The sequence below is a fragment of the Nocardioides sp. Leaf285 genome, from assembly GCF_001422955.1.
Taxonomy (GTDB): Bacteria; Actinomycetota; Actinomycetes; order Propionibacteriales; family Nocardioidaceae; genus Nocardioides; species Nocardioides kribbensis.
On the sequence record NZ_LMNH01000004.1, the window covers coordinates 399,404 to 417,335 of the forward strand.

15 protein-coding genes are annotated in these 17,932 nt (G+C 75.4%); 1 reads left to right on the forward strand and 14 read right to left on the reverse strand.

What is annotated here, in order from left to right; genetic code table 11:
* Positions 1-70 precede the first annotated feature (70 nt).
* The 9 genes from ASF47_RS16150 to ASF47_RS16190 all read right to left on the reverse strand — a co-directional run bounded on the left by ASF47_RS16150 (position 71) and on the right by ASF47_RS16190 (position 12,131).
* Positions 71-1,270 (reverse strand): acyl-CoA dehydrogenase family protein, encoded by a 1,200-nt coding sequence (locus ASF47_RS16150; protein WP_327138665.1) that lies wholly within the window; start codon positions 1,268-1,270, stop codon positions 71-73.
* Complete coding sequence (locus ASF47_RS16155) at positions 1,267-3,042, reverse strand: acyclic terpene utilization AtuA family protein (protein ID WP_056865008.1); 1,776 nt, start codon at positions 3,040-3,042, stop codon at positions 1,267-1,269. Before ASF47_RS16155 ends, ASF47_RS16150 begins: the two co-directional genes overlap by 4 nt.
* Complete coding sequence (locus ASF47_RS16160) at positions 3,039-3,908, reverse strand: TIGR03084 family metal-binding protein (protein ID WP_082500415.1); 870 nt, start codon at positions 3,906-3,908, stop codon at positions 3,039-3,041. Before ASF47_RS16160 ends, ASF47_RS16155 begins: the two co-directional genes overlap by 4 nt.
* Positions 3,905-4,609, reverse strand: coding sequence for a TetR/AcrR family transcriptional regulator (locus ASF47_RS16165; RefSeq protein WP_235558779.1), 705 nt, complete (start codon positions 4,607-4,609; stop codon positions 3,905-3,907). The genes ASF47_RS16160 and ASF47_RS16165 overlap by 4 nt, the downstream gene beginning before the upstream one ends.
* 147 nt (positions 4,610-4,756) lie before the next feature.
* On the reverse strand, positions 4,757-7,420 hold the full coding sequence (locus ASF47_RS16170; RefSeq protein WP_056865009.1) for an FtsX-like permease family protein: 2,664 nt from the start codon (positions 7,418-7,420) through the stop codon (positions 4,757-4,759).
* The gene (locus ASF47_RS16175) at positions 7,417-8,139 is read right to left on the reverse strand and encodes an ABC transporter ATP-binding protein (protein ID WP_056865010.1); all 723 of its coding nucleotides are present in this window, start codon (positions 8,137-8,139) and stop codon (positions 7,417-7,419) included. The genes ASF47_RS16170 and ASF47_RS16175 overlap by 4 nt, the downstream gene beginning before the upstream one ends.
* The gene (locus tag ASF47_RS16180; protein ID WP_056865011.1) at positions 8,136-8,348 is read right to left on the reverse strand and encodes a hypothetical protein; all 213 of its coding nucleotides are present in this window, start codon (positions 8,346-8,348) and stop codon (positions 8,136-8,138) included. The genes ASF47_RS16175 and ASF47_RS16180 overlap by 4 nt, the downstream gene beginning before the upstream one ends.
* Positions 8,345-8,962, reverse strand: a complete 618-nt coding sequence (locus tag ASF47_RS16185; protein WP_056865012.1) for a PadR family transcriptional regulator — start codon at positions 8,960-8,962, stop codon at positions 8,345-8,347. The genes ASF47_RS16180 and ASF47_RS16185 overlap by 4 nt, the downstream gene beginning before the upstream one ends.
* Before the next feature lie 169 nt (positions 8,963-9,131).
* Positions 9,132-12,131 (reverse strand): S8 family serine peptidase, encoded by a 3,000-nt coding sequence (locus ASF47_RS16190; protein ID WP_156697956.1) that lies wholly within the window; start codon positions 12,129-12,131, stop codon positions 9,132-9,134.
* Positions 12,132-12,723: 592 nt separating this feature from the next.
* Between ASF47_RS16190 and ASF47_RS16195 the strand changes: the two genes are divergently transcribed.
* Complete coding sequence (locus ASF47_RS16195; protein WP_056865014.1) at positions 12,724-13,482, forward strand: SDR family oxidoreductase; 759 nt, start codon at positions 12,724-12,726, stop codon at positions 13,480-13,482.
* Here the strand turns inward: ASF47_RS16195 and ASF47_RS16200 are convergent.
* Genes ASF47_RS16200 through ASF47_RS16220 form a run of 5 tightly spaced genes read right to left on the reverse strand, consistent with a single transcriptional unit; the run spans position 13,466 to position 17,863 of the window.
* Positions 13,466-13,915 (reverse strand): DoxX family protein, encoded by a 450-nt coding sequence (locus ASF47_RS16200; protein WP_056865015.1) that lies wholly within the window; start codon positions 13,913-13,915, stop codon positions 13,466-13,468. The genes ASF47_RS16195 and ASF47_RS16200 overlap by 17 nt on opposite strands.
* A 33-nt stretch (positions 13,916-13,948) precedes the next feature.
* The gene (locus ASF47_RS16205; protein ID WP_056865016.1) at positions 13,949-14,689 is read right to left on the reverse strand and encodes a histidine phosphatase family protein; all 741 of its coding nucleotides are present in this window, start codon (positions 14,687-14,689) and stop codon (positions 13,949-13,951) included.
* Positions 14,689-15,813 (reverse strand): phosphotransferase family protein, encoded by a 1,125-nt coding sequence (locus ASF47_RS16210; RefSeq protein WP_056865017.1) that lies wholly within the window; start codon positions 15,811-15,813, stop codon positions 14,689-14,691. Before ASF47_RS16210 ends, ASF47_RS16205 begins: the two co-directional genes overlap by 1 nt.
* Positions 15,810-16,601, reverse strand: coding sequence for an SDR family NAD(P)-dependent oxidoreductase (locus ASF47_RS16215; protein ID WP_056865018.1), 792 nt, complete (start codon positions 16,599-16,601; stop codon positions 15,810-15,812). Before ASF47_RS16215 ends, ASF47_RS16210 begins: the two co-directional genes overlap by 4 nt.
* On the reverse strand, positions 16,598-17,863 hold the full coding sequence (locus tag ASF47_RS16220) for an acyl-CoA dehydrogenase family protein (protein ID WP_056865019.1): 1,266 nt from the start codon (positions 17,861-17,863) through the stop codon (positions 16,598-16,600). Before ASF47_RS16220 ends, ASF47_RS16215 begins: the two co-directional genes overlap by 4 nt.
* Positions 17,864-17,932 lie beyond the last annotated feature (69 nt).

Below are 17,932 nucleotides of genomic sequence, written 5' to 3' on the forward strand. Positions count from 1 at the left end.
GCCTCGCGGTGGGTGGGCCGGACGTCGGACGGCGTCGGGCTCACACCGGTGCTCGCCTCGGGGGCCGCGCTCATCGGGCGTAGCCCAGCAGCTTGGCGGCCAGGTCGGTGAGCACCTCGGTGGCACCACCGCCGATGGGCAGGATGCGGGCGTCGCGGTAGTGGCGCTCGACCTCGCTGCCGTGCATGTAGCCCGCGCCGCCGTGGAGCTGGACGGCCTCGTGGCACACCGCGGTGGCGGCGTCGCAGGCGGTCTGCTTGGCCAGGCAGGCCTCGGCGATGACGCTCTCGCCGGCGACGTGGCGGCGCACGACCTCGTGGGTGTAGGCGCGGGCCACCTCGACCTGGCGGTGCATCTCGACGAGCTTGTGGCGCACGACCTGGTTGGCCACCAGCGGCTTGCCGAAGGTCTCGCGCTCGCGGCACCACGCGGCGGTGAGGGCCAGCGAGCGGGCGGCGATGCCGTAGGCGTGCACGGCCAGGGCGATCCGCTCGACCACGAACTGCTCGGCGATGAGGTAGAAGCCGGCGTTCTCCTCCCCCACCAGGTGCGACACCGGCACGCGCACGTCGACGTAGGACAGCTCGGCGGTGTCGGAGCAGTGCCAGCCCATCTTGGCCAGCGAGCGGTCGACGGTGAGGCCCGGCGTGCCCTTCTCCACCACGAGCAGGCTGAGGCCGGCGTGGCCCTCGCCGCCGGTGCGCACCGCAGTGGTGACGAAGTCGCCGCGCACCGCGGAGGTGATGAAGGTCTTGGCGCCGTTGACGACGTAGTGGTCGCCGTCGCGGCGCGCGGTGGTGCGGATGCCGGCGACGTCGGAGCCGCCGCCGGGCTCGGTGACGCCGAGGGAGCCGATGAGCTCGCCGGCCAGGGTGGGCCGCACGAAGCGGTCGACCAGGTCGGGCGAGCCGTGGGCGGCGATGTGGGGCAGCGCGATGCCGCCGGTGAACAGCGCCGACATCAGCCCGCTGGAGGCGCCCGCGGCGAACATCGCCTCCTGCAGCGCCACCGAGTGCTCCAGGTCGCCGCCCTGGCCGCCGACCTCCTCGGCGAAGGAGACGCCGAGCAGGCCCTGCCGGGCCGCGGCGCGGTGCAGCGCGCGCGGCACCTCCCCGGCGTCCTCCCAGGCCTGCAGGTGGGGCGCCACCTCGCGGCGCACGAACTCCGCCGCGGTCTCGCGCAGCGCCTGCAGCTCCTCGGCGCGCGTCGCGCCCCGGTCGGTCGCGGGGTCGGTCGCGGGGTCGGTGGCGGGGTCGGTCAGCGTGGTCACAGCAGTCCCTCCTGGACGTGGACGGAGCGGGAGCGGACCCACTCCCCGAGGCCCTTGGCCTGCGGGTCGAAGCGGGTGGAGGCGGCGACGCCGCGGCCGAGCAGGCCGTGGATGACGACGTTGACGGCGCCGAGGTGGGGCAGCAGGTGGATCTCGACGGCGTCGGGCGGCAGGTCGGCGGCCTCCGGCACCAGCTCGCGGACCTTGCGCGGGCTCATCACCTTGGCCAGCCAGGTCACCCGGGCGTCGTAGCGGGGGGAGCCGTCGCGGGCGACCCACAGCCCGATGTTGGCGTCGCCGCCCTTGTCGCCCGAGCGGGCGTGCACGAAGCTGCCCAGCGGCATCCGACGGTTGAGGGTGTCGGCCGGGGCGGGGTAGGGCGAGGGGCGACGGCCCGCGTCGTGGTCGGCCTCGGAGAAGTCGACCGGGTCGGGCACGACCTCGCGGCGGCCGTCGGCGTGCACGACCGTGTGGGCGACCGCGGCGCGCTCGACGTACGCCGGTCGGTAGACGCCGTAGGGGGTGGGCTGCGGCGGGGGGCCGGTCAGGGTGAAGCCGGCGTACGACGCGAGCGCCAGCTCGACCGCGGGGCCGGTGAACGCCTTGGCGCACGGGGCGGCCTCGGGGTCCATGACGGTGCAGCGCAGCAGCACCGAGGCGGCCTCCTCGGTGGGGGCGTCGGGCTGCGGCTGGGCCAGCTGCGACCAGGTGACGCTCTGCGCGCTGAGCCGCGGCTCGAGCTGCGCGCGCACCCAGGCGGCCTTGGCCTCGGTGTCGAGGCCGGTGAGCACCAGCTCGATGCTGTTGCGCCAGCCGCCGAGCTCGTTGACGCAGACCTTGAGCCGCTCGGGCGGGGCCTGGCCGGTGACCCCGGAGACCGCGACCCGGTCGGGGCCGACCTGCTCGAGGCGCACGGAGTCGAGGTGGGTGGTGACGTCGGGGCCGAGGTAGCGGGTGGACTGGATCTCGTAGACCAGCTGGGCGGTGACGGTGTCGCAGGTGACCGCGCCGCCGGTGCCGTCGGGCTTGGTGATCACCGAGCCGCCGTCGGCGGCGAGCTCGGCGACGGGGAAGCCGAGCGGCACCGCGGGGTCCATGCCCGCCTCGAGCAGGGCGCGGAAGCCGCTGAAGTTGCCGCCGGTGGCCTGCGTGCCGCACTCGAGCACGTGACCGGCGACCACGGCGCCGGCGAGCGCGTCGTGGTCGGTCGGGGCCCAGCCGAAGTGGGCGACCGCGGGGCCGACCACGAGGGAGGCGTCGGTGACGCGGCCGGTGACCACGACGTCGGCGCCCTCGCGCAGGGCGGCGGCGATGCCGAAGCCGCCGAGGTAGGCGTTGGCGGTGAGCGCGTCGTGCCAGCCGTGCTCGCGGGCCGCCGCCCGCAGGTCGTCGCCCTCGACGTGGGCGACCGCGGGGTCCAGGCCCAGGCCGCGGGCGACCTCGCGGACCTTCTCGGCCAGGCCGGCGGGGTTGAGGCCGCCGGCGTTGGCCACGATCCGCACCCCGCGCTCCAGGGCGAGGCCCAGGCTCTCCTCGAGCTGGCGCACGAAGGTGCGCGCGTAGCCCAGCGCCGGGTCCTTCATCGTGTCCTTGCCGAGGATGAGCATGGTCAGCTCGGCGAGGTAGTCGCCGGTGAGCACGTCGAGGTGGCGGGCCTGCGTGGTGCCCTCGACCATCTCGCGCATCGCGCTGAGGCGGTCGCCGTAGAAGCCGGAGCAGTTGCCCACCAGCAGGGTGCCGGGCGTGCCGGGGGAGGTCGCGTCGGAGGTCATCGCTTCTCGCGTCCCTCGCCCGCGGGGCCGGCGAAGGCCTGGGCGATGTCGAGCCAGTGGTCGGCCTCGGCGCCCTCGGCGACCAGGGCGGTGTCGCCGCGGTGCACCCGCTGGGTGACGAGGAGGCAGAAGTCGAGGGCCGGCCCGGTGACCCGCTGCGCGGCGTCGTCGGGGCCCCAGGCCCACGTCTCGCCCGAGGGCGAGGTCAGCTCGACGCGCACCTCCTCGGTGGGAGCGGGCTCGCCGTGCACGGAGTGGGCGAAGCCGCGGGTGCGCACGCCGAGGTGGGCGACGTGGCGGATCCGGTCGCTGGGCGGCGGGGTGGTGCCGAGCGCCTCGTGGACGTCCTGGGCGTGGGCCCAGGTCTCCATGAAGCGCGCCGTGCCCATCGAGGTCGGCGACATCGGCGGGCCGAACCACGGCATCCGCTGCCCCGCCGGCACCGCGCGCAGCGCCTCGGCCAGCCCCGCGCGGGCGGCGTCCCACCGCGCGAGCAGCTCGGCCGGCGGGAGGGCGCCCAGGGCGAGGGCGGCCTCGTCGACGAAGCGGTCGGGGTCGCCGAGCGCGCCGGTGACGACCTCGTCCCACGCCGCCTTCCCCTCGGGGGTGCCGGCGCGGGCCGAGAGGGCGGCGACCTCGTCGGTCCACAGCAGGTGGCCGACCTGGGTGGCCACGCTCCAGCCGGGCGCCGGGGTGGGCGTGGCCCAGCCGGCGGCGTCGAGGTCGGCCACCGTCGCGCGCAGCAGGTCGCCCTCGGCGCGCAGGTCCGCGAGGAGGCCGTCGAGGAGGCCGCCGGCCGGCTGGGCGGGCGGCGGAGCCACCGCACCGGCCGACGGGGCGGGCGGGCTGTCCGGGGTGCTGGTCATCGGGGCTCCTGCGGGTCGGCGGGCGGGGCTGGCGGGCTGGGCGGGCCGGGCGTGGGGTCGGCGGCGCGCCCGGCGGCGGCCGGGCGGGGCGTCGTACGGGCCAGGGTGGCGTCGAGGGTCAGCGACCACTGGTCGAGGATGCGGGCGCGGCGGCGGGTGTCGTCGGTGATGGTGTCGGCGAGGCCGAGCCCGCGCACGAGGTCGAGGGTGGCCTGCACGAGCTCGCGGGTGCCGGGCTGCTCCTCGTCGGCGTCGAGCAGCTCGACGGTGAGGCGGTGGGCGTCGCGGCCCACCCTCTGCTCCAGCGGTGCGACGGCGGCGAGGAGGGTGGCGTCGGTGCGGGCCGCCACCCACAGCTCGAGGGCCGCGGTGAAGACCGGCGAGGTGAAGTGGTCGCCGAGCATGGCCAGCACAGCGCGGGTGCGGCGGCGCCCCGTGGGCAGCGCGGCCGCGGCCGCCGCGAGCTCGGCGCCGCGCACCTCGGTGAGGTGCTCGACGGCGGCGACCACGAGCGCGTTCTTGGAGGGGAAGTGGTGCAGCTGGGCGCCTCGGCTGACCCCGGCCCGCTCGGAGACCAGCGTAGTCGTGGTGCCGGCGAAGCCGCGCTCGACGAGCAGCTCGACCGTGGCCTCGAGCAGCCGCGCCCGCATGGCGCGGGTGCGCTCCTCCTGCGGCACGCGCGTCGAGGTGGTCTGGGTCACGCCACCACCCTGCCTGCGGACCCAACAAACAGTCAAGCCTGACTTTTTCTGCGGTCCGCCCGTCTTACTGACCGTTGCGACCACTACCCGACAGTCAGGACGGTCGGGTGGTGGTCGCAACGGTCGGTAACACGAGGGAGTGCGGCCTCAGTCGAGCCGCGCCACCAGGGGCAGCCGCGAGCGGGCGGTGAGGCCGACCACCGCGGCGGTGAGCAGCGGCAGGCCGAGCACGACGCCGGTGACCAAGAGCCACGGCACGTCGAGGTAGGTCGCCGGACCGCCGGTGGTCCCGCTGCTCCCGGGCCCGGTGAGCGGGTAGGTGATGGCGACGCCGGGGATCGCCCCCACCAGCGCTCCCAGCACCGCGCCCACGAGCCCCACCACGAGGGCGTACGCCGCGGCGATCGCGCGGCGGGTGCGCGGGCTGGCCCCCACCGCCGACAGCGTGGCCAGGTCGGGCCGGGCGTCGGAGAGGGCCAGGAACGTCGCCGTCAGGGTGCCGCCGAGCATGAGCACCGCTCCCAGCGCGGCCAGGATGAGCTGGACGACCACCGCCGCCTCGTCGGCCTGGTAGCCACGCTCGACGTAGGTCGTGGGGCTCCCGGGCAGGGCCGTCAGGGCCTCGTCGGCCCGCTCCTCGGCGGCGGTGTCGACCGGCCCGGGCACGAGCAGCCCGACCGTGCTGGCGGACCCGCCGAGCTCGGTGGCCACCGAGGACGGCACGACGGCCAGGACGGGGGCCCAGTCGTTCGGGACCTCCACCCAGTCGGCGTCGGCCCTCACGGAGGCCACCGTCTCCGGCCCCCCTCGCTCGCGGTAGGTCCTGGCCACCAGACGCGCCTCGTCGCCCTCGACCGGACGGTCGGCGAAGGCCACGACGCCTCCGGCGGCGAGCACGGCGTCGGCCCGCTCCATCGCGGGGCCGTCCACGACGCCGCCGAGGAGGGCTCGGGGCATGACGTCGGCGACCAGCACCGAGGCGTCGAAGGCCCCACCCCACGACTGCAGCGCCGACCCGTCGCCGTCGCCGGCCAGCACGCTGAGCTCGGCTCGCGTCCCGCCCTCCCGGAGGACCAACCCCTCCATCGCGGTCACCTCCGCGCCGGGCGAGGTGTCGGCGAGGCTCGCGCGGTAGGCGTCCCAGTCCCGGGGACGGTCGTAGGAGGTGACGAGCATGGCGCCCTCGGCCGCCGTGGGGCGGTAGGTCGCCTCGTTCTGGTGCTCGTCGCTCGACAGCCCGATGCCCAGCGCGACGACACCCGCGACGGTGGCGGCGACGGCGGCGACCGCCGGCACGGTGCGGGTGCGGTGGCGGGCCGCGTCACGGGCCGCGAAACGCAGCGCCAGGGGCAGGCGGGTGGCGAGCCGTGCCACGGCGACGACCACGACCGGCACCAGCAGCACCATGCCCAGCACGGAGACGACGGCCGACGCGGCGATGGCGATCTCGTTCCCGCCACCGACCGCTCCCCAGGCGGCCCCGGCCACACCGGCTCCGAGCAGCACGACACCGAGCAGCGGGGAGCGCCGCGAGGCGCGGGTGTCGCCCCGACGTCCGGCGAGCACCGCCACGACGTCCTGGCGCGAGGCGATCCAGGCCGGCACGGCAGCTGCCAGCAGGGCACTCACCACGCCGAAGAGGGCGATCACCGCCAGCTGCCACCAGCTGACCTCGAACGGGCCGAAGCGCGTGGTGGAGAAGCCCTGCAGGACGGGCAGCAGCGGCAGCGCCGCGATCAGGCCCAGGACCACCCCGAGCAGGGCCCCGGCCAGGCCGAGGACGACACCCGAGGCCAGCACCACTCGGCGGGCCTGGCGCGGCACCCCGCCGGCGGCCGCGAACAGGGCCAGCGTCCGCGACTGCCGACGCGCGCCGACCGCGAAGGCCGGGCCCGCGAGCAGGACCACCTCGATGAGGACCATGACCACCACCAGCACGAGCACCGTGACCGTGGCCTCGTCGAGCCCGCCCGGGGCGGAGCGGACGGCCGGGGGGATCGCGGAGGAGGGCGGCGGATCGGTCACCACCGCGCGGGAGAGCGCGACAGCGCCGATCGCGTTGAGTGCGCGGACGTCCTGCCAGGTGACCGGGGCGCCACCGACGAGCCACGTCGACTCCGTGGAGCGCGGGCCCTCGCCCGGCCCCGCGTCCGGATCGGCCCCGGGGCGGGTCGAGCCGGGCCGGGTCCAGGCCTGCGGGTAGCCGGTGTAGCTGGTCGACTCGGCGATGCCGACGACGTCGAGCACGGCGCCGTTGCGGAGGGTGAGCTGCTGGCCCGGCTCGGCGTCGCGACGCGCCAGCTCGGGGTTGACGACCACCTCGCCCGCGGAGCGCGGCAGCCGCCCGTCGACCAGCTCCACCAGGCCGCGGGTGAGGGGGTCGAGCAGGTCGGTCTCGGTGATGTCGGCCGGGACCTCGCCGCCGTCGGTCCTCACGTTGTAGCTGCCGCTCGACAGCTGGACGGCCGGCGCGTCGGGCTCACCCAGGGCCTGGCGCACCTGCGCCAGCGTCGGCCTGCCGGGCTCGCGGCGCGCGCCCGTCGAGGTGAAGCCCATGAACGGGTCGACACCCTGCTCGACCGCGCGGTCGCCCGGGTCGAGGCGCACCAGCGCCTGGGCCGAGCCCAGCCTCCGGTCCAGGCCCTCGACCGGGGAGACCTCCTGGGTCGTGTAGAGCACCGACGCCGCCGAGACCGCCAGCACGGGCAGCGCGATCATGACGAGCACGAGCAGGCTGCGCCCCTTGGCCCGCCGGGCGTCGCGCCAGGCCAGGCGCAGCGGCAGCCGCCAGCCCGCGAGGGGCCCCCTCACCGGTGCGCGCCCTGGTCGAGCAGGGCGTCGACGGGCGTGGCGCCGGAGTCGTCGACGACGACGCCGTCGCGCAGGAAGACCACCCGGTCGGCCCAGGCGGCGTGGCGGGCCTCGTGGGTGACCATGACGCCGGCGGCGCCGGCGTCGCAGCGGGCGCGCAGCAGGCGCAGCACGTCCTCGCCCGACTCGGTGTCGAGGGCGCCGGTCGGCTCGTCGGCCAGGATCAGCCGCCGCTCGCCGACCACGGCGCGGGCGATGGCCACGCGCTGCTGCTGGCCGCCCGACATCAGGTCGGGGAAGCGGTCGGCGAGCTCGCCGATGCCGACCTCCTCCAGCGCGGTGCGCGCGGCCGCGCGGGCGACGCGGGTGCGCACGCCGTCGAGCTCGAGCGGCAGGGCGACGTTCTCGACGGCGGTGAGGGCCGGGACGAGGTTGAAGTCCTGGAAGACGTAGCCGATCGAGGTGCGGCGCATGCGGGCGCGCTCCTTGGCCCCCATCGCCCCGAGGTCGGAGCCCTCGACGCGCACGGCGCCGTCGGTGGGGGTGTCGAGGCCGCCGGAGAGGGTCAGCAGGGTCGACTTGCCGGAGCCCGAGGGCCCCATCACCGCCACCAGCTCGCCGGCGTGGGCCGCGAAGGACACCGCCCGCAGCGCGTGGACCTGCAGGTCGCCCTCGCCGTGCACGCGCGAGACGCGGTCGAGCTCGAGCAGGGCGCTCATCGCACGACCGCCCGACCCAGGGCGCCACGCGCACCGCGCGTGCCCCGCGGGCACGCGGCCAGCCGACGCGCGCTCTGCGCCAGCCACCGGTCCTCGGCACGGCGCAGCACCACGGCCTGCTCGGCCAGGAGCACGCCGGGCCGGGGCGCCGCGGGCGCGGCGGCGGTGGGGGCACCCGGTCGGGTCGACCGGGACGACGCGGCGCTCATCGCAGGGCCTCGCCCTCGACGCGGGCGTCGGCCGACCGGTCGGCGGCCGACGGCTCGGGGCGCTCGAGCGCGGCGCGGCGCAGCCGGGCCTCGCAGTGGTCGAGCCAGCGGATCTCGGCCTCGGAGGCGAAGACCAGGGAGTCGAGCACGAGGCTCCAGGCGAGGTCGGCGCGCGGCGCCTCGCCCTGACGACCACCGGGGCCGGCCTGACCGGCCTGACGCTTGAGTCGGGTGTAGTCCTGCAGCGCGCGCATCGTGGCGCTGCGCTGCTGCTGGATCACCGCGCCGACGTCGACGCCGGGCACGGTGACCGCGAGGGCGAGCTTGATGGCCAGCTCGTCGCGCGGGGGCTGGGTGCGCGCCACGGGGGTGGTGAACCACGCCGCCACCTCCTCGCGCCCCGCCGGGGTCAGGCGCCACCGCTCGTGGCCCTCCGCGTCGGCGCCGGCGGCCTCGACTAGTCCGTCGCGCTCCAGGCGCGTCAGCGTGGTGTAGACCTGCCCGACGTTGAGCGGCCAGGTCGACCCGGTGCGCTGCTCGAACTCCGTGCGGAGCTGGTTGCCGTACATCGGCTCCTGCTCCAGCAGCGCCAGCAGCGCCTGCTTGACCGACATGGGGACCTCCTCGTGGTGGGCGCACCCCGCGCCCTACTCGGTATGTATACCACGTATGCATACCGGGTATCCAGCACCGCGGCGCACGCCCGGAAACACCCGACGGCCGCCCCGCAGGTGCGGGACGGCCGTCGGGTGGTGCTGGGTGCTGCTCAGCGGTGCGGGTGGGTCACGGCGTGGCCGTGGTGACCTCCAGCAGCGTGCTGATGCCGGTGTCGCCGTAGAGCACGCGACCGAGGTAGCGGGCGTCGGCGTCGAGACCGGTCCAGGCCAGTGAGTACGTCGACTCCTCGCCCGCGGTGACCTCGAGCGGGTCCGGGGTGGCGGTGAGCGAGCCCTGGGCCGCGGTGCCGAGGTCGTAGACGTCCATCCGGAAGTCCATCGGCGAGCCCTGCGGGCCGGAGGCGAAGCCGTCCACGAAGACCGCGACGGCCGGGGAGTCCGGAGCCTCGATGGTCACCGACTCGTCGGCCGAGCCGGTCGCCGAGACGACCTGGGCGCCGACGGCGGCCGAGCACTCGGCGTTGGTCGGGATGACGGTCAGGTCGAGGTCGGCGAGGTCGTCGGCGGCGTCGACGTCGATGCGCAGCAGGGGGCTGCCCTCGGTGACGGGCACGCAGTAGGCCGCCGAGTCGTTGACGGCCACGGAGTCCTCGACCGAGTCGGCCTGGGCCAGACCCTGGGTGGTGAGGTCGATCGTGCCCGTCGTACCGCTCGTCACGGTGACGTCGACGTCGCTGTCGGCGCCCTCGCCGGAGACGACCGCCGGGGCGTCGAGCGCGACCGGCTTGAGCGCGACCGGCATGCGGGCCGAGGTGGTGCCGGTGAGCTTGACGAAGCCCTTGGCCCAGCGGTCGAGCTCCACGCCGTCCTTGGCGGTGAAGGTGATCACGAGCTGGCGCTTGACGCCGGCCTTGCCCGCGCTGAAGGACTTCTTGCTGACCTGCGTGGTGAAGCCCGGCACGCTGGCCGAGACCTTCCACGTGCCCTTGCCCTGCGTGGTGACCGTGCGGGTGAAGGTCGTGCTCTGGACCACCGCGTGGTCGGCCATCGAGGGGATGTTGACGGCCTTGGCCTCGACCGGCTTCACGCCGGTGTCGAAGCCCTGGTCGGCGATGAGGCCGTACCACTGCCGCGAGGTCGAGGTGACGAAGAGGCCCGGGCGGAACATCGAGGCCGGGGTGACCTGGCCGGCGCCCTGGGCGAAGGCGTCGCGCGAGGCCTTGTCGCCCGCGGTGCGGGTGCTGGTGGCGGTGGTCATCATCGCCGACTGGACCATCTGCGGGGTCCAGGTCGGGTTCTCGGCCATCAGCAGCGCGCCGAGACCGGCGATGTGCGGCGCGGCCATCGACGTGCCGGAGTAGAGGTCGAAGTCGCGGTCGCTGTTCGACGGCGGGGCGACCGCGGCGAGCACGCTCTGGCCGGGGGCGGAGATGTCGGGCTTGAGGATGTCGCTCTCGTTGGCGTTGGCCGGGCCCCGCGAGGAGAAGCCGGAGACCTGGGGCAGCGCCGCCGAGGGCAGGTCGGTCTGGTTGCCGGGCAGCAGGGCCGCGGTCGGCGCGTCGGTGTCGAGGTAGGCCTCGATCGCCGGCAGGTCGGTGCTCTGCAGGTGCACGGTCGGCACGGGGTGCAGGTCGGCGTCGAGGCTGCTCTCGGCCGGGTTGACCAGGATCATGCCGACGCCGCCGGCGCGGGCGACCTCCGTCGACTTCTCGACGCGGCCGTAGGTGCCGCGCAGGCAGACCACGACGGCGCCGTCGACGGCGGCCTCGTCGAGGCTGTCGGGCGCGCACAGCCCGGCCTCGGCGGCGTCGCCGCCGGCGACCCCGGCCTCGGCCGCGTCGACCAGCGGGGTCTGCTCCGGGACGCCGGTGCCGTCGATCATGGCGCCGAGGTAGCGGGTGCCGTCACCGAGCTCGACGGTGCCGTCGAAGTTGCGGTACGTCGACGCCGCCACGGTGGTCAGCCAGGGGCTGTTGTGGGCGACGGTCGAGGCGGTCGGGCCGCTGTTGCCGGCCGAGGCGGCGACGAAGACGCCCGCGTCGGCCGCGCCGGCGAAGGCGATCTCGACCGGGTCGACGACGGTGTCGGTCGCGCCGGAGATCGAGAAGTTGATGACGTCGACGCCGTCGCGCACGGCGTCGTCGATCGCGGAGAGGATCGCGTCGGTGTAGCAGCCGCCGGTGTCGGGGTCGGTGTCCTCCCAGCAGACCTTGTAGGAGGCGATCGAGGCGCCGGGCACCATGCCGGTGACCTCGCCGAACTCGATGCCGTCGACGCTCACGTCGTCGACGACGTTGCCGGCCGCGGTGCTCGCGGTGTGGCTGCCGTGGCCGCCGCCGTCGCGCGGGGAGATGAACTCGCCCTCGGCCACCTCCTCGGGGGGCACGGTGTCGACGAAGGTGTCGGGGTAGTAGCGCGCGCCGATGATCTTGGTCGAGCAGTCGCTGAGGTCCCAGTCGTCGCCGGTGCCGGTCTCGCAGGCGCCGCGGAAGGTGCCGCCGTCGGCCTTCTTCATCGTGGTGTTGCCCAGCGGGTCCATCCGCGCGGCCCAGGGGCCGGTCGGGGCGCCGCTGAGCTCCTCGCCGGAGAAGGAGGGGTTCTCGGGCCAGATGCCGGTGTCGAGGTCGCCGACGACGACGCCGGAGCCGGCGTTCGCCTGGGTGCCGTGCTTGGCCCAGACGCCGCTCTTGCCGTACATGCCGAGGGTCTGCGCGGTGTTCTGCGGGACCGCGTCGGGGGTGCGGGCCTCGACCGGCACCAGGGCGTAGACGTCCTTGGCCGCGGCCAGGGCGGTGGCCTGCTCGCCGGTGAGCTGGGCGGCGAAACCGTTGGTGGCGGTGGTGTAGCTGCGCGTCACGGTGGCGTCGACCGCGGCCGCGACCTGGCGCTGCTGCTTCTCCAGGAAGGTGCGGTAGGCCGTCGCCGCGCCGGAGCGCGGGTCGAAGCTGCGGCCGGCGGCCGGCTTCGTGGGCGCGAGGCCCTGGATGCCGCCGGTGTAGGCCGCGGCGCTGGGCTGCTGCATGAGGACGATGTAGCGACCGGCCTCGTAGGCGTCCACGGCGGCCCGGTCGAGCTTCTTGATGCCGCCGGCGCTGTCGGCGGCCTGGGCGGGTGCGACGGTCGAGACCGTCGCCACCAGCCCTACCGCGATCGCGCTCGCGGACACGACGCCCAGTGCGCGCTGGCGCGCACTGCGACGGGCGTGAAGATTCGTCACGAAAACTCCCTCACTCCGAGACGACCACGTGCCGACACCCGATGTTCCGGCAAATGACGCGGCCAGAAGACACCTGAATCCATCCGACCGGGTGATGTCAACGGCCCCGGCACCATGAATTCGAACCGTGTCTCATCCGAGACCTTGCGTGGCCCGGGTCACTCCGACTGCTCTGGCCGGCTGGTGGGGCGGTGCCGCGGGCCGCGGGTTTCGCCAGCCGGCCGGTGAAACCCGCACCTGTCGGCCCACGCGTCGGCCGACAGGTGCGGGTCCGGGCCGACAGGTGGGGCTGCCGTGGCTGGTGGGGACGCGGGCTTGTGCCCAGCCCCGCGCGACGGCATGGCTGCCCGGCCCGGGCCGCCGGGTTCAGGGGCGTCCGCGGGTTTCGCCAGCCGGCTGGCGAAACCCGCACCTGTCGGCCCACGCCTCGGCCGACAGGTGCGGGTCCGGGCCGACAGGTGGGGCGGAGGTGGCGGGTGGGGCTGCGGGTACGCCGGAGCCGGTGGCGGTCGGTGGGGGGTGCTGCGCCAGACTCGGGGCCATGCCGACCACCCTGATCACCGGCGCCTCCTCCGGGCTCGGCGCGGAGATGGCCCGCCAGCTCGCCGCCCGCGGGCACGACCTCGCCCTGTGCGCGCGGCGCACCGACCGCCTCGAGCAGCTGCGCGAGGAGGTGCTGGCCGCCCACCCCGGGCGGCGGGTCGAGCTGCGCGCCCTCGACGTCACCGACCACGACGCCGTGCCGGCCGTCGTGGAGGACTTCCGCGCCACCTTCGGCCACCTCGACCGGGTGGTGGTCAACGCGGGGCTCGGCAAGGGTGCCGCGCTCGGCACCGGTCGCGCCGACGTCAACCGCGAGACCGCGATGACCAACTTCGTCGGCGCGCTGAGCCAGGTGGAGGCGGCCATGGCCGTCTTCCGCGCCCAGGAGGCCGGCCACCTGGTCGTAGTCTCCTCGATGTCGGCCATGCGGGCGCTGCCGAGGTCGATGACGACCTACGCCGCCACCAAGGTCGGCGCGGCGTACCTCGCCGAGGGCGTGCGCCACGAGCTGCACGGCACACCGCTGGCCCGCACGGTCAAGGTCACCGTGCTCTACCCCGGCTACATCGCCTCGGAGATGAACGACCAGGTCGCCTCGTCGACCCCGCTCATGGCCTCGACCGAGAAGGGCGTGCGGGCGATGGTGGCCGCCATCGAGAAGCAGGTCGACTCCGCGTGCGTGCCGCCGCTGCCGTGGGCCCCGCTGTCGCTGGTGATGAAGCACGCGCCGCTCGGCGTGCTCAAGCGCCTGGTCTGACCTGTCCCTCCCCGGCACCCCGTCGACGTCCGACGAGCTCGACCAGGAGCCCCCAGCCGCCGGTGCACCACAGCGCCCAGGCGACCAGCGGCGGCTGGAAGAACAGCCGGGCCAGCCGCGCACCGTCGGTCTCGAGGCCGAAGGCGTCGGCACCGGTGAGCCACTGGCTCACGTTGCCCGGGAAGACCGCGACGAGGAAGGCCGCGACGACCAGGCCGACCTGCGCCCGTCGCCGCCCGCGCGCCAGCAGCAGCGCCGCGCCGAGGGCCAGCTCGACCACCCCGGAGACCAGCACCACCGCCTCGCGGGCCGGCAGCCACGGCGGCACCTGGGCGAGGAACGCCTCGACGTCGACGAGGTGGGCCACCCCGGCGACCAGGAGGAACGCCCCGAGCACGACCCGCGCCGTGTGGCGTACCCACGCGGTCCTCACGGGTCGCCCGTCACGAGCCGGTCACCGGAGGCCTCACCGGTAGGTGAGCGTGTCGCCGGAGACGTGCGGGTGCTCGTTGAAGGTGAGCAGGCGCGGCCCGGTCGAGCCGACCACCACGCGGGTCACCCCCGTGTTGACGCACACGGTGTTGAACCGGCTCCAGGCCCGGGCCAGCCGCGCCTCGTCGGTCTCCTCGGGGTCGACCAGCGCGGCGCAGGCCGCGGCGATCGCGCCGCCGGAGGTCACGACCAGCGTCGTGCCGCCGCTCCCGGTCGCCGCGGCGGCGGCGGTCAGCGCGCCGCGCACCCGACCCAGGAACTCCCCCCACGACTCGGGGTACGCCGCCCCGTCGGCGCCCGGCTCGCCCGCGGTCCAGCGCCGCGTCGCCTCCACGAAGGCGGTCTGGAAGGCGCGTCGGTCGCTCCACGCGTCGTCGCCCAGCAGGTCGGGGTGGGCGCCCACGACGCCGAGGTGGTCGAACTCGTCCCAGCCGGCGTCGACCGTGACCCCGGGGGCCTCGGGTGTCCCGGGGGGCTCGGGGGTCCCGGGTGTCCCGGTGTCACCGCTCCCCCGGCCGGCGCCGTCGACGAGCGCCTCGAGGGTCTCGCGGTGCCGGCGCATCGACCCGCGCACCAGCGCCGTGGGGCGCGCGCCGGCGGCGGCCAGCGAGGCCCCCAGCAGGCGGCCCTGCTCCCACCCCGTGGGCGAGAGGACGTCGTAGTCGTCGGCGCCGAAGCTGGCCTGGCCGTGCCGCACGAGCAGCAGCAGCCCCATCAGGCCCCGGCCCCGGCGTCGGGCCCGGAGTCGGGCCCGACCCCGGCGTCGGCCTCGCCGACCAGCCGGCGGCAGCGGGCCTCCAGGTAGGGGACGACCTGGCCCAGCACGGCGTACGACTCGTTGGTGGTCTGGCCGGTGGCGTAGCGGTACCAGATCTGCTGGGCGATCACCGCGAGGCGGAAGAGGCCGAAGACCTCGTAGAAGGTCCAGTCGCGCGCGCTGAGGGTGCGCCCGGTGCGCTCGCAGTAGCGGCGGGCCAGCTCCTCGCGGGTCCACATGCCCGGCGTGGTGGTGGGCTGGCGGCGGAAGAGCTGGAAGAGCTCGTCGTCGTCGGCCTGCACCCAGTAGGCCGAGGTGCAGCTGAGGTCCATCATCGGACAGCCGACGGTGGCCAGCTCCCAGTCGAGCACACCGGCGACCTCGAGGTCGGGGCCGAGCACGAGGTTGTCGAAGCGGTAGTCGTTGTGGATCAGCACCCGCCCGGCGTCGGGGGGCTGGTGGGCGTCGAGCCAGCCGGTGACGTCGGACCAGTCGCCGGTCTCCTCGGTGCGCGCGTCGGCCAGGCGGCGGGTCCAGCCGGAGACCTGGCGGGCGACGTAGCCCTCGCCACGGCTGAGCGCGGCCAGCTCGGGCACGGCGTCGACGTCGACGGAGTGCAGGTCGACCAGCACGTCGAGCGCGCGGCGGCACAGCGCGTCGGCGGTCTCGGGGGCCACCGGGCGCAGCTGCTCGGGGAAGTCCTGGCGCAGGATCGTGCCCTCGAGGCGCTCCATGACGTAGAACTCCGAGCCGATGACCGACTCGTCGTCGCAGTGGCCGACCTGGGGCGCGATGTAGGGAAAGACCGGCGCGAGGGCGGCCTGGATGCGGTGCTCGCGACCCATGTCGTGGGCGCCCTTGGCCTTGCGGCCCACCGGGGGCCGCCGCAGGATCAGGTCGGGGCCCTTGGCCATGCGCAGCAGGTAGGTCAGGTTGGAGGCGCCGCCGCGGAACTGGCGCACCTCCGTGATCGGCCCGCGCCCCAGCCAGCGCTCGACGGCCGCGGTGTCGAAGGCGTCCTCCTCGCGCAGGGCCTTGGCGGGGTTGCCGTCCGGGGCGGGCGCGTCGGTGGGGGCGCTCACGGTGCATTCCTCTCGAGCTTGGCCGCCTGGGCGCGCATGACCTGGTCGTAGCCGGCGCGGTCGTGCTGCTTGAGCGCCCACGCGTCGCGGGCGGGCTGGTCGGGCACGATCAGCTCGGCGCCGGCGTCGAGGCCCTCGAGCACGGCCGCGGCGATGTCGGCGGCGGTGATCGGGGAGCGCTCCACCAGCCGCGCCATCGTGGCGCCCAGCGCAGCGTCGGCGCCCTGCAGGGAGTCCATCAGGTTGGTGCGGAAGTACGACGGGCAGACCGCGTGGGCGCTGACCCCGTGGCCGGCCAGCTCGTGGCCGGTGGTCTCGGTGAGCGCCACGACCGCGGCCTTCACCGCGTTGTAGGACGCCATGCCGGCCGGGTGGACCAGGCCCGCCAGCGAGGCGACGTTGACGATCGCCCCCGACCCCTGCCGCTTGAGCAGCGGCACGAAGGCACGGGTGCCGCGCACGGCGCCGAAGAGGTTGATCTCGAAGATCCAGTGCCACTCCTCGAGGGTGGCCACGTCGAGCCGGCCGCCACCGGCCACGCCGGCGTTGTTGACCAGCACGTCGAGCCCGCCCCAGCGCCGCTCGACCTCGGCCACCGCGGCGGCCCAGTCGTCGTCGGAGGTGATGTCGAGGGCCAGCCCGCCGTCAGGGGCGCGCAGGTCGGTGCGCAGCACCTCGTCGCCGCGGGCCTCGAAGGCCTCGCTGAGCGCCTCGCCGAGCCCCGAGACGGCGCCGGTGACGAGCACGCGCAGCGGGGCGCCGGCCCGCTCGGCCGCGGGGGCGCTCACCGGCGCGCGCCGTACTGGCCGAGCTCGAGGCGGGCGACCACGCCGCGGTGCACCTCGTCGGGGCCGTCGGCCAGGCGCAGGGCGCGCGCCGAGGTCCAGGCCGCGGCGAGCGGGTGGTCGTCGGAGAGACCGCCGCCGCCGTGCAGCTGCATGGCCATGTCGATGACCTGCTGGGCCATGGTGGGCACGGCGACCTTGATCTGGGAGACCTCGGAGAGGGCGTTGAGCGGGCCACCGACGTCGAGCTTCCAGGCCGCGTCGAGCACCAGCAGGCGGGCGCTGTTGATGGCGATGCGGGCGTCGGCGATGCGCTCGCGGTTGCCGCCGAGGTTGGCCAGCGGCTTGCCGAAGGCCTCCCGCTCCAGGCCTCGCCGGCACGCCAGCTCCAGCGCCAGCTCGGCCAGGCCGATGAGGCGCATGCAGTGGTGCACGCGACCCGGGCCCAGGCGGCCCTGGGCGATGCCGAAGGCCTCGCCGGGGCCGCTGAGGATGTTGGTCACCGGCACCCGCACGTCGGTGAAGGAGACCTCGCCGTGGCCGAGGGGCTCGTCCTGGAGGCCCATCGTGGAGAGCAGCCGCTCGATCCTGACGCCGGGGGTGTCGCGCGGCACCAGCACCATGGAGTGACGGTGGTGGCGGTCGGCGTCGGGGTCGGTGAGACCCATGAAGACGAAGATCCGGCAGTCGGGGTGGCCGACGCCGGTCGACCACCACTTGCGCCCGTTGATGACGACCTCGTCGCCGTCGACGACCGCCGTGGCGGCCATGTTGGTGGCGTCGGAGGAGGCCACGCCGGGCTCGGTCATGGTGAAGGCCGAGCGGATCCGGCCGTCGAGCAGCGGGTCGAGCCACTCGTCGCGCTGGGCCTGGGTGCCGTAGCGCAGCAGCACCTCCATGTTGCCGGTGTCGGGGGCGTTGCAGTTGAGCACCAGCGGCGCGATGGCGCTGCGGCCGGTGAGCTCGGCGATCGGGGCGTAGTCGACGTTGGTGAGGCCCTCGCCGCCGTCGGTGCCGAAGCGCGCGGCGTACTCCCCCGCGTGCTCCTGGGGCAGGAAGAGGTTCCACAGGCCCTGCGCGCGGGCCTTGGCCTTGAGCTCCTCGAGCACCGGCTGGGGCTCCCACGGGCTCGGCCCGCTGCGGTCGGCGCGGCGGCGGGCGAGCTCGGCGTGGTACTCCGCCTCGACCGGCGTCACCTCCTCGGCGATGAAGGCCGCCACCCGGGCGGTCAGGTCGGCCGCGCGCGGCGAGGGGGAGAAGTCCATGCCTCGCACCCTAGAGGCAGCCGGGTGACGGGCGTCTCACGGGCGCGCGGGCGGCTGCGGGTCGCCGGC

What these genes read in the sequence shown, in the direction of transcription:
- ASF47_RS16155 (WP_056865008.1), bottom strand. Translation starts at nt 3,042, where the DNA reads ATGACCTCCGACGCGACCTCCCCCGGCACGCCCGGCACCCTGCTGGTG.
- ASF47_RS16160 (WP_082500415.1), bottom strand. Translation starts at nt 3,908, where the DNA reads ATGACCAGCACCCCGGACAGCCCGCCCGCCCCGTCGGCCGGTGCGGTG.
- ASF47_RS16175 (WP_056865010.1), bottom strand. Translation starts at nt 8,139, where the DNA reads ATGAGCGCCCTGCTCGAGCTCGACCGCGTCTCGCGCGTGCACGGCGAG.
- ASF47_RS16180 (WP_056865011.1), bottom strand. Translation starts at nt 8,348, where the DNA reads ATGAGCGCCGCGTCGTCCCGGTCGACCCGACCGGGTGCCCCCACCGCC.
- ASF47_RS16185 (WP_056865012.1), bottom strand. Translation starts at nt 8,962, where the DNA reads ATGTCGGTCAAGCAGGCGCTGCTGGCGCTGCTGGAGCAGGAGCCGATG.
- ASF47_RS16195 (WP_056865014.1), top strand. Translation starts at nt 12,724, where the DNA reads ATGCCGACCACCCTGATCACCGGCGCCTCCTCCGGGCTCGGCGCGGAG.
- ASF47_RS16205 (WP_056865016.1), bottom strand. Translation starts at nt 14,689, where the DNA reads ATGGGGCTGCTGCTGCTCGTGCGGCACGGCCAGGCCAGCTTCGGCGCC.
- ASF47_RS16220 (WP_056865019.1), bottom strand. Translation starts at nt 17,863, where the DNA reads ATGGACTTCTCCCCCTCGCCGCGCGCGGCCGACCTGACCGCCCGGGTG.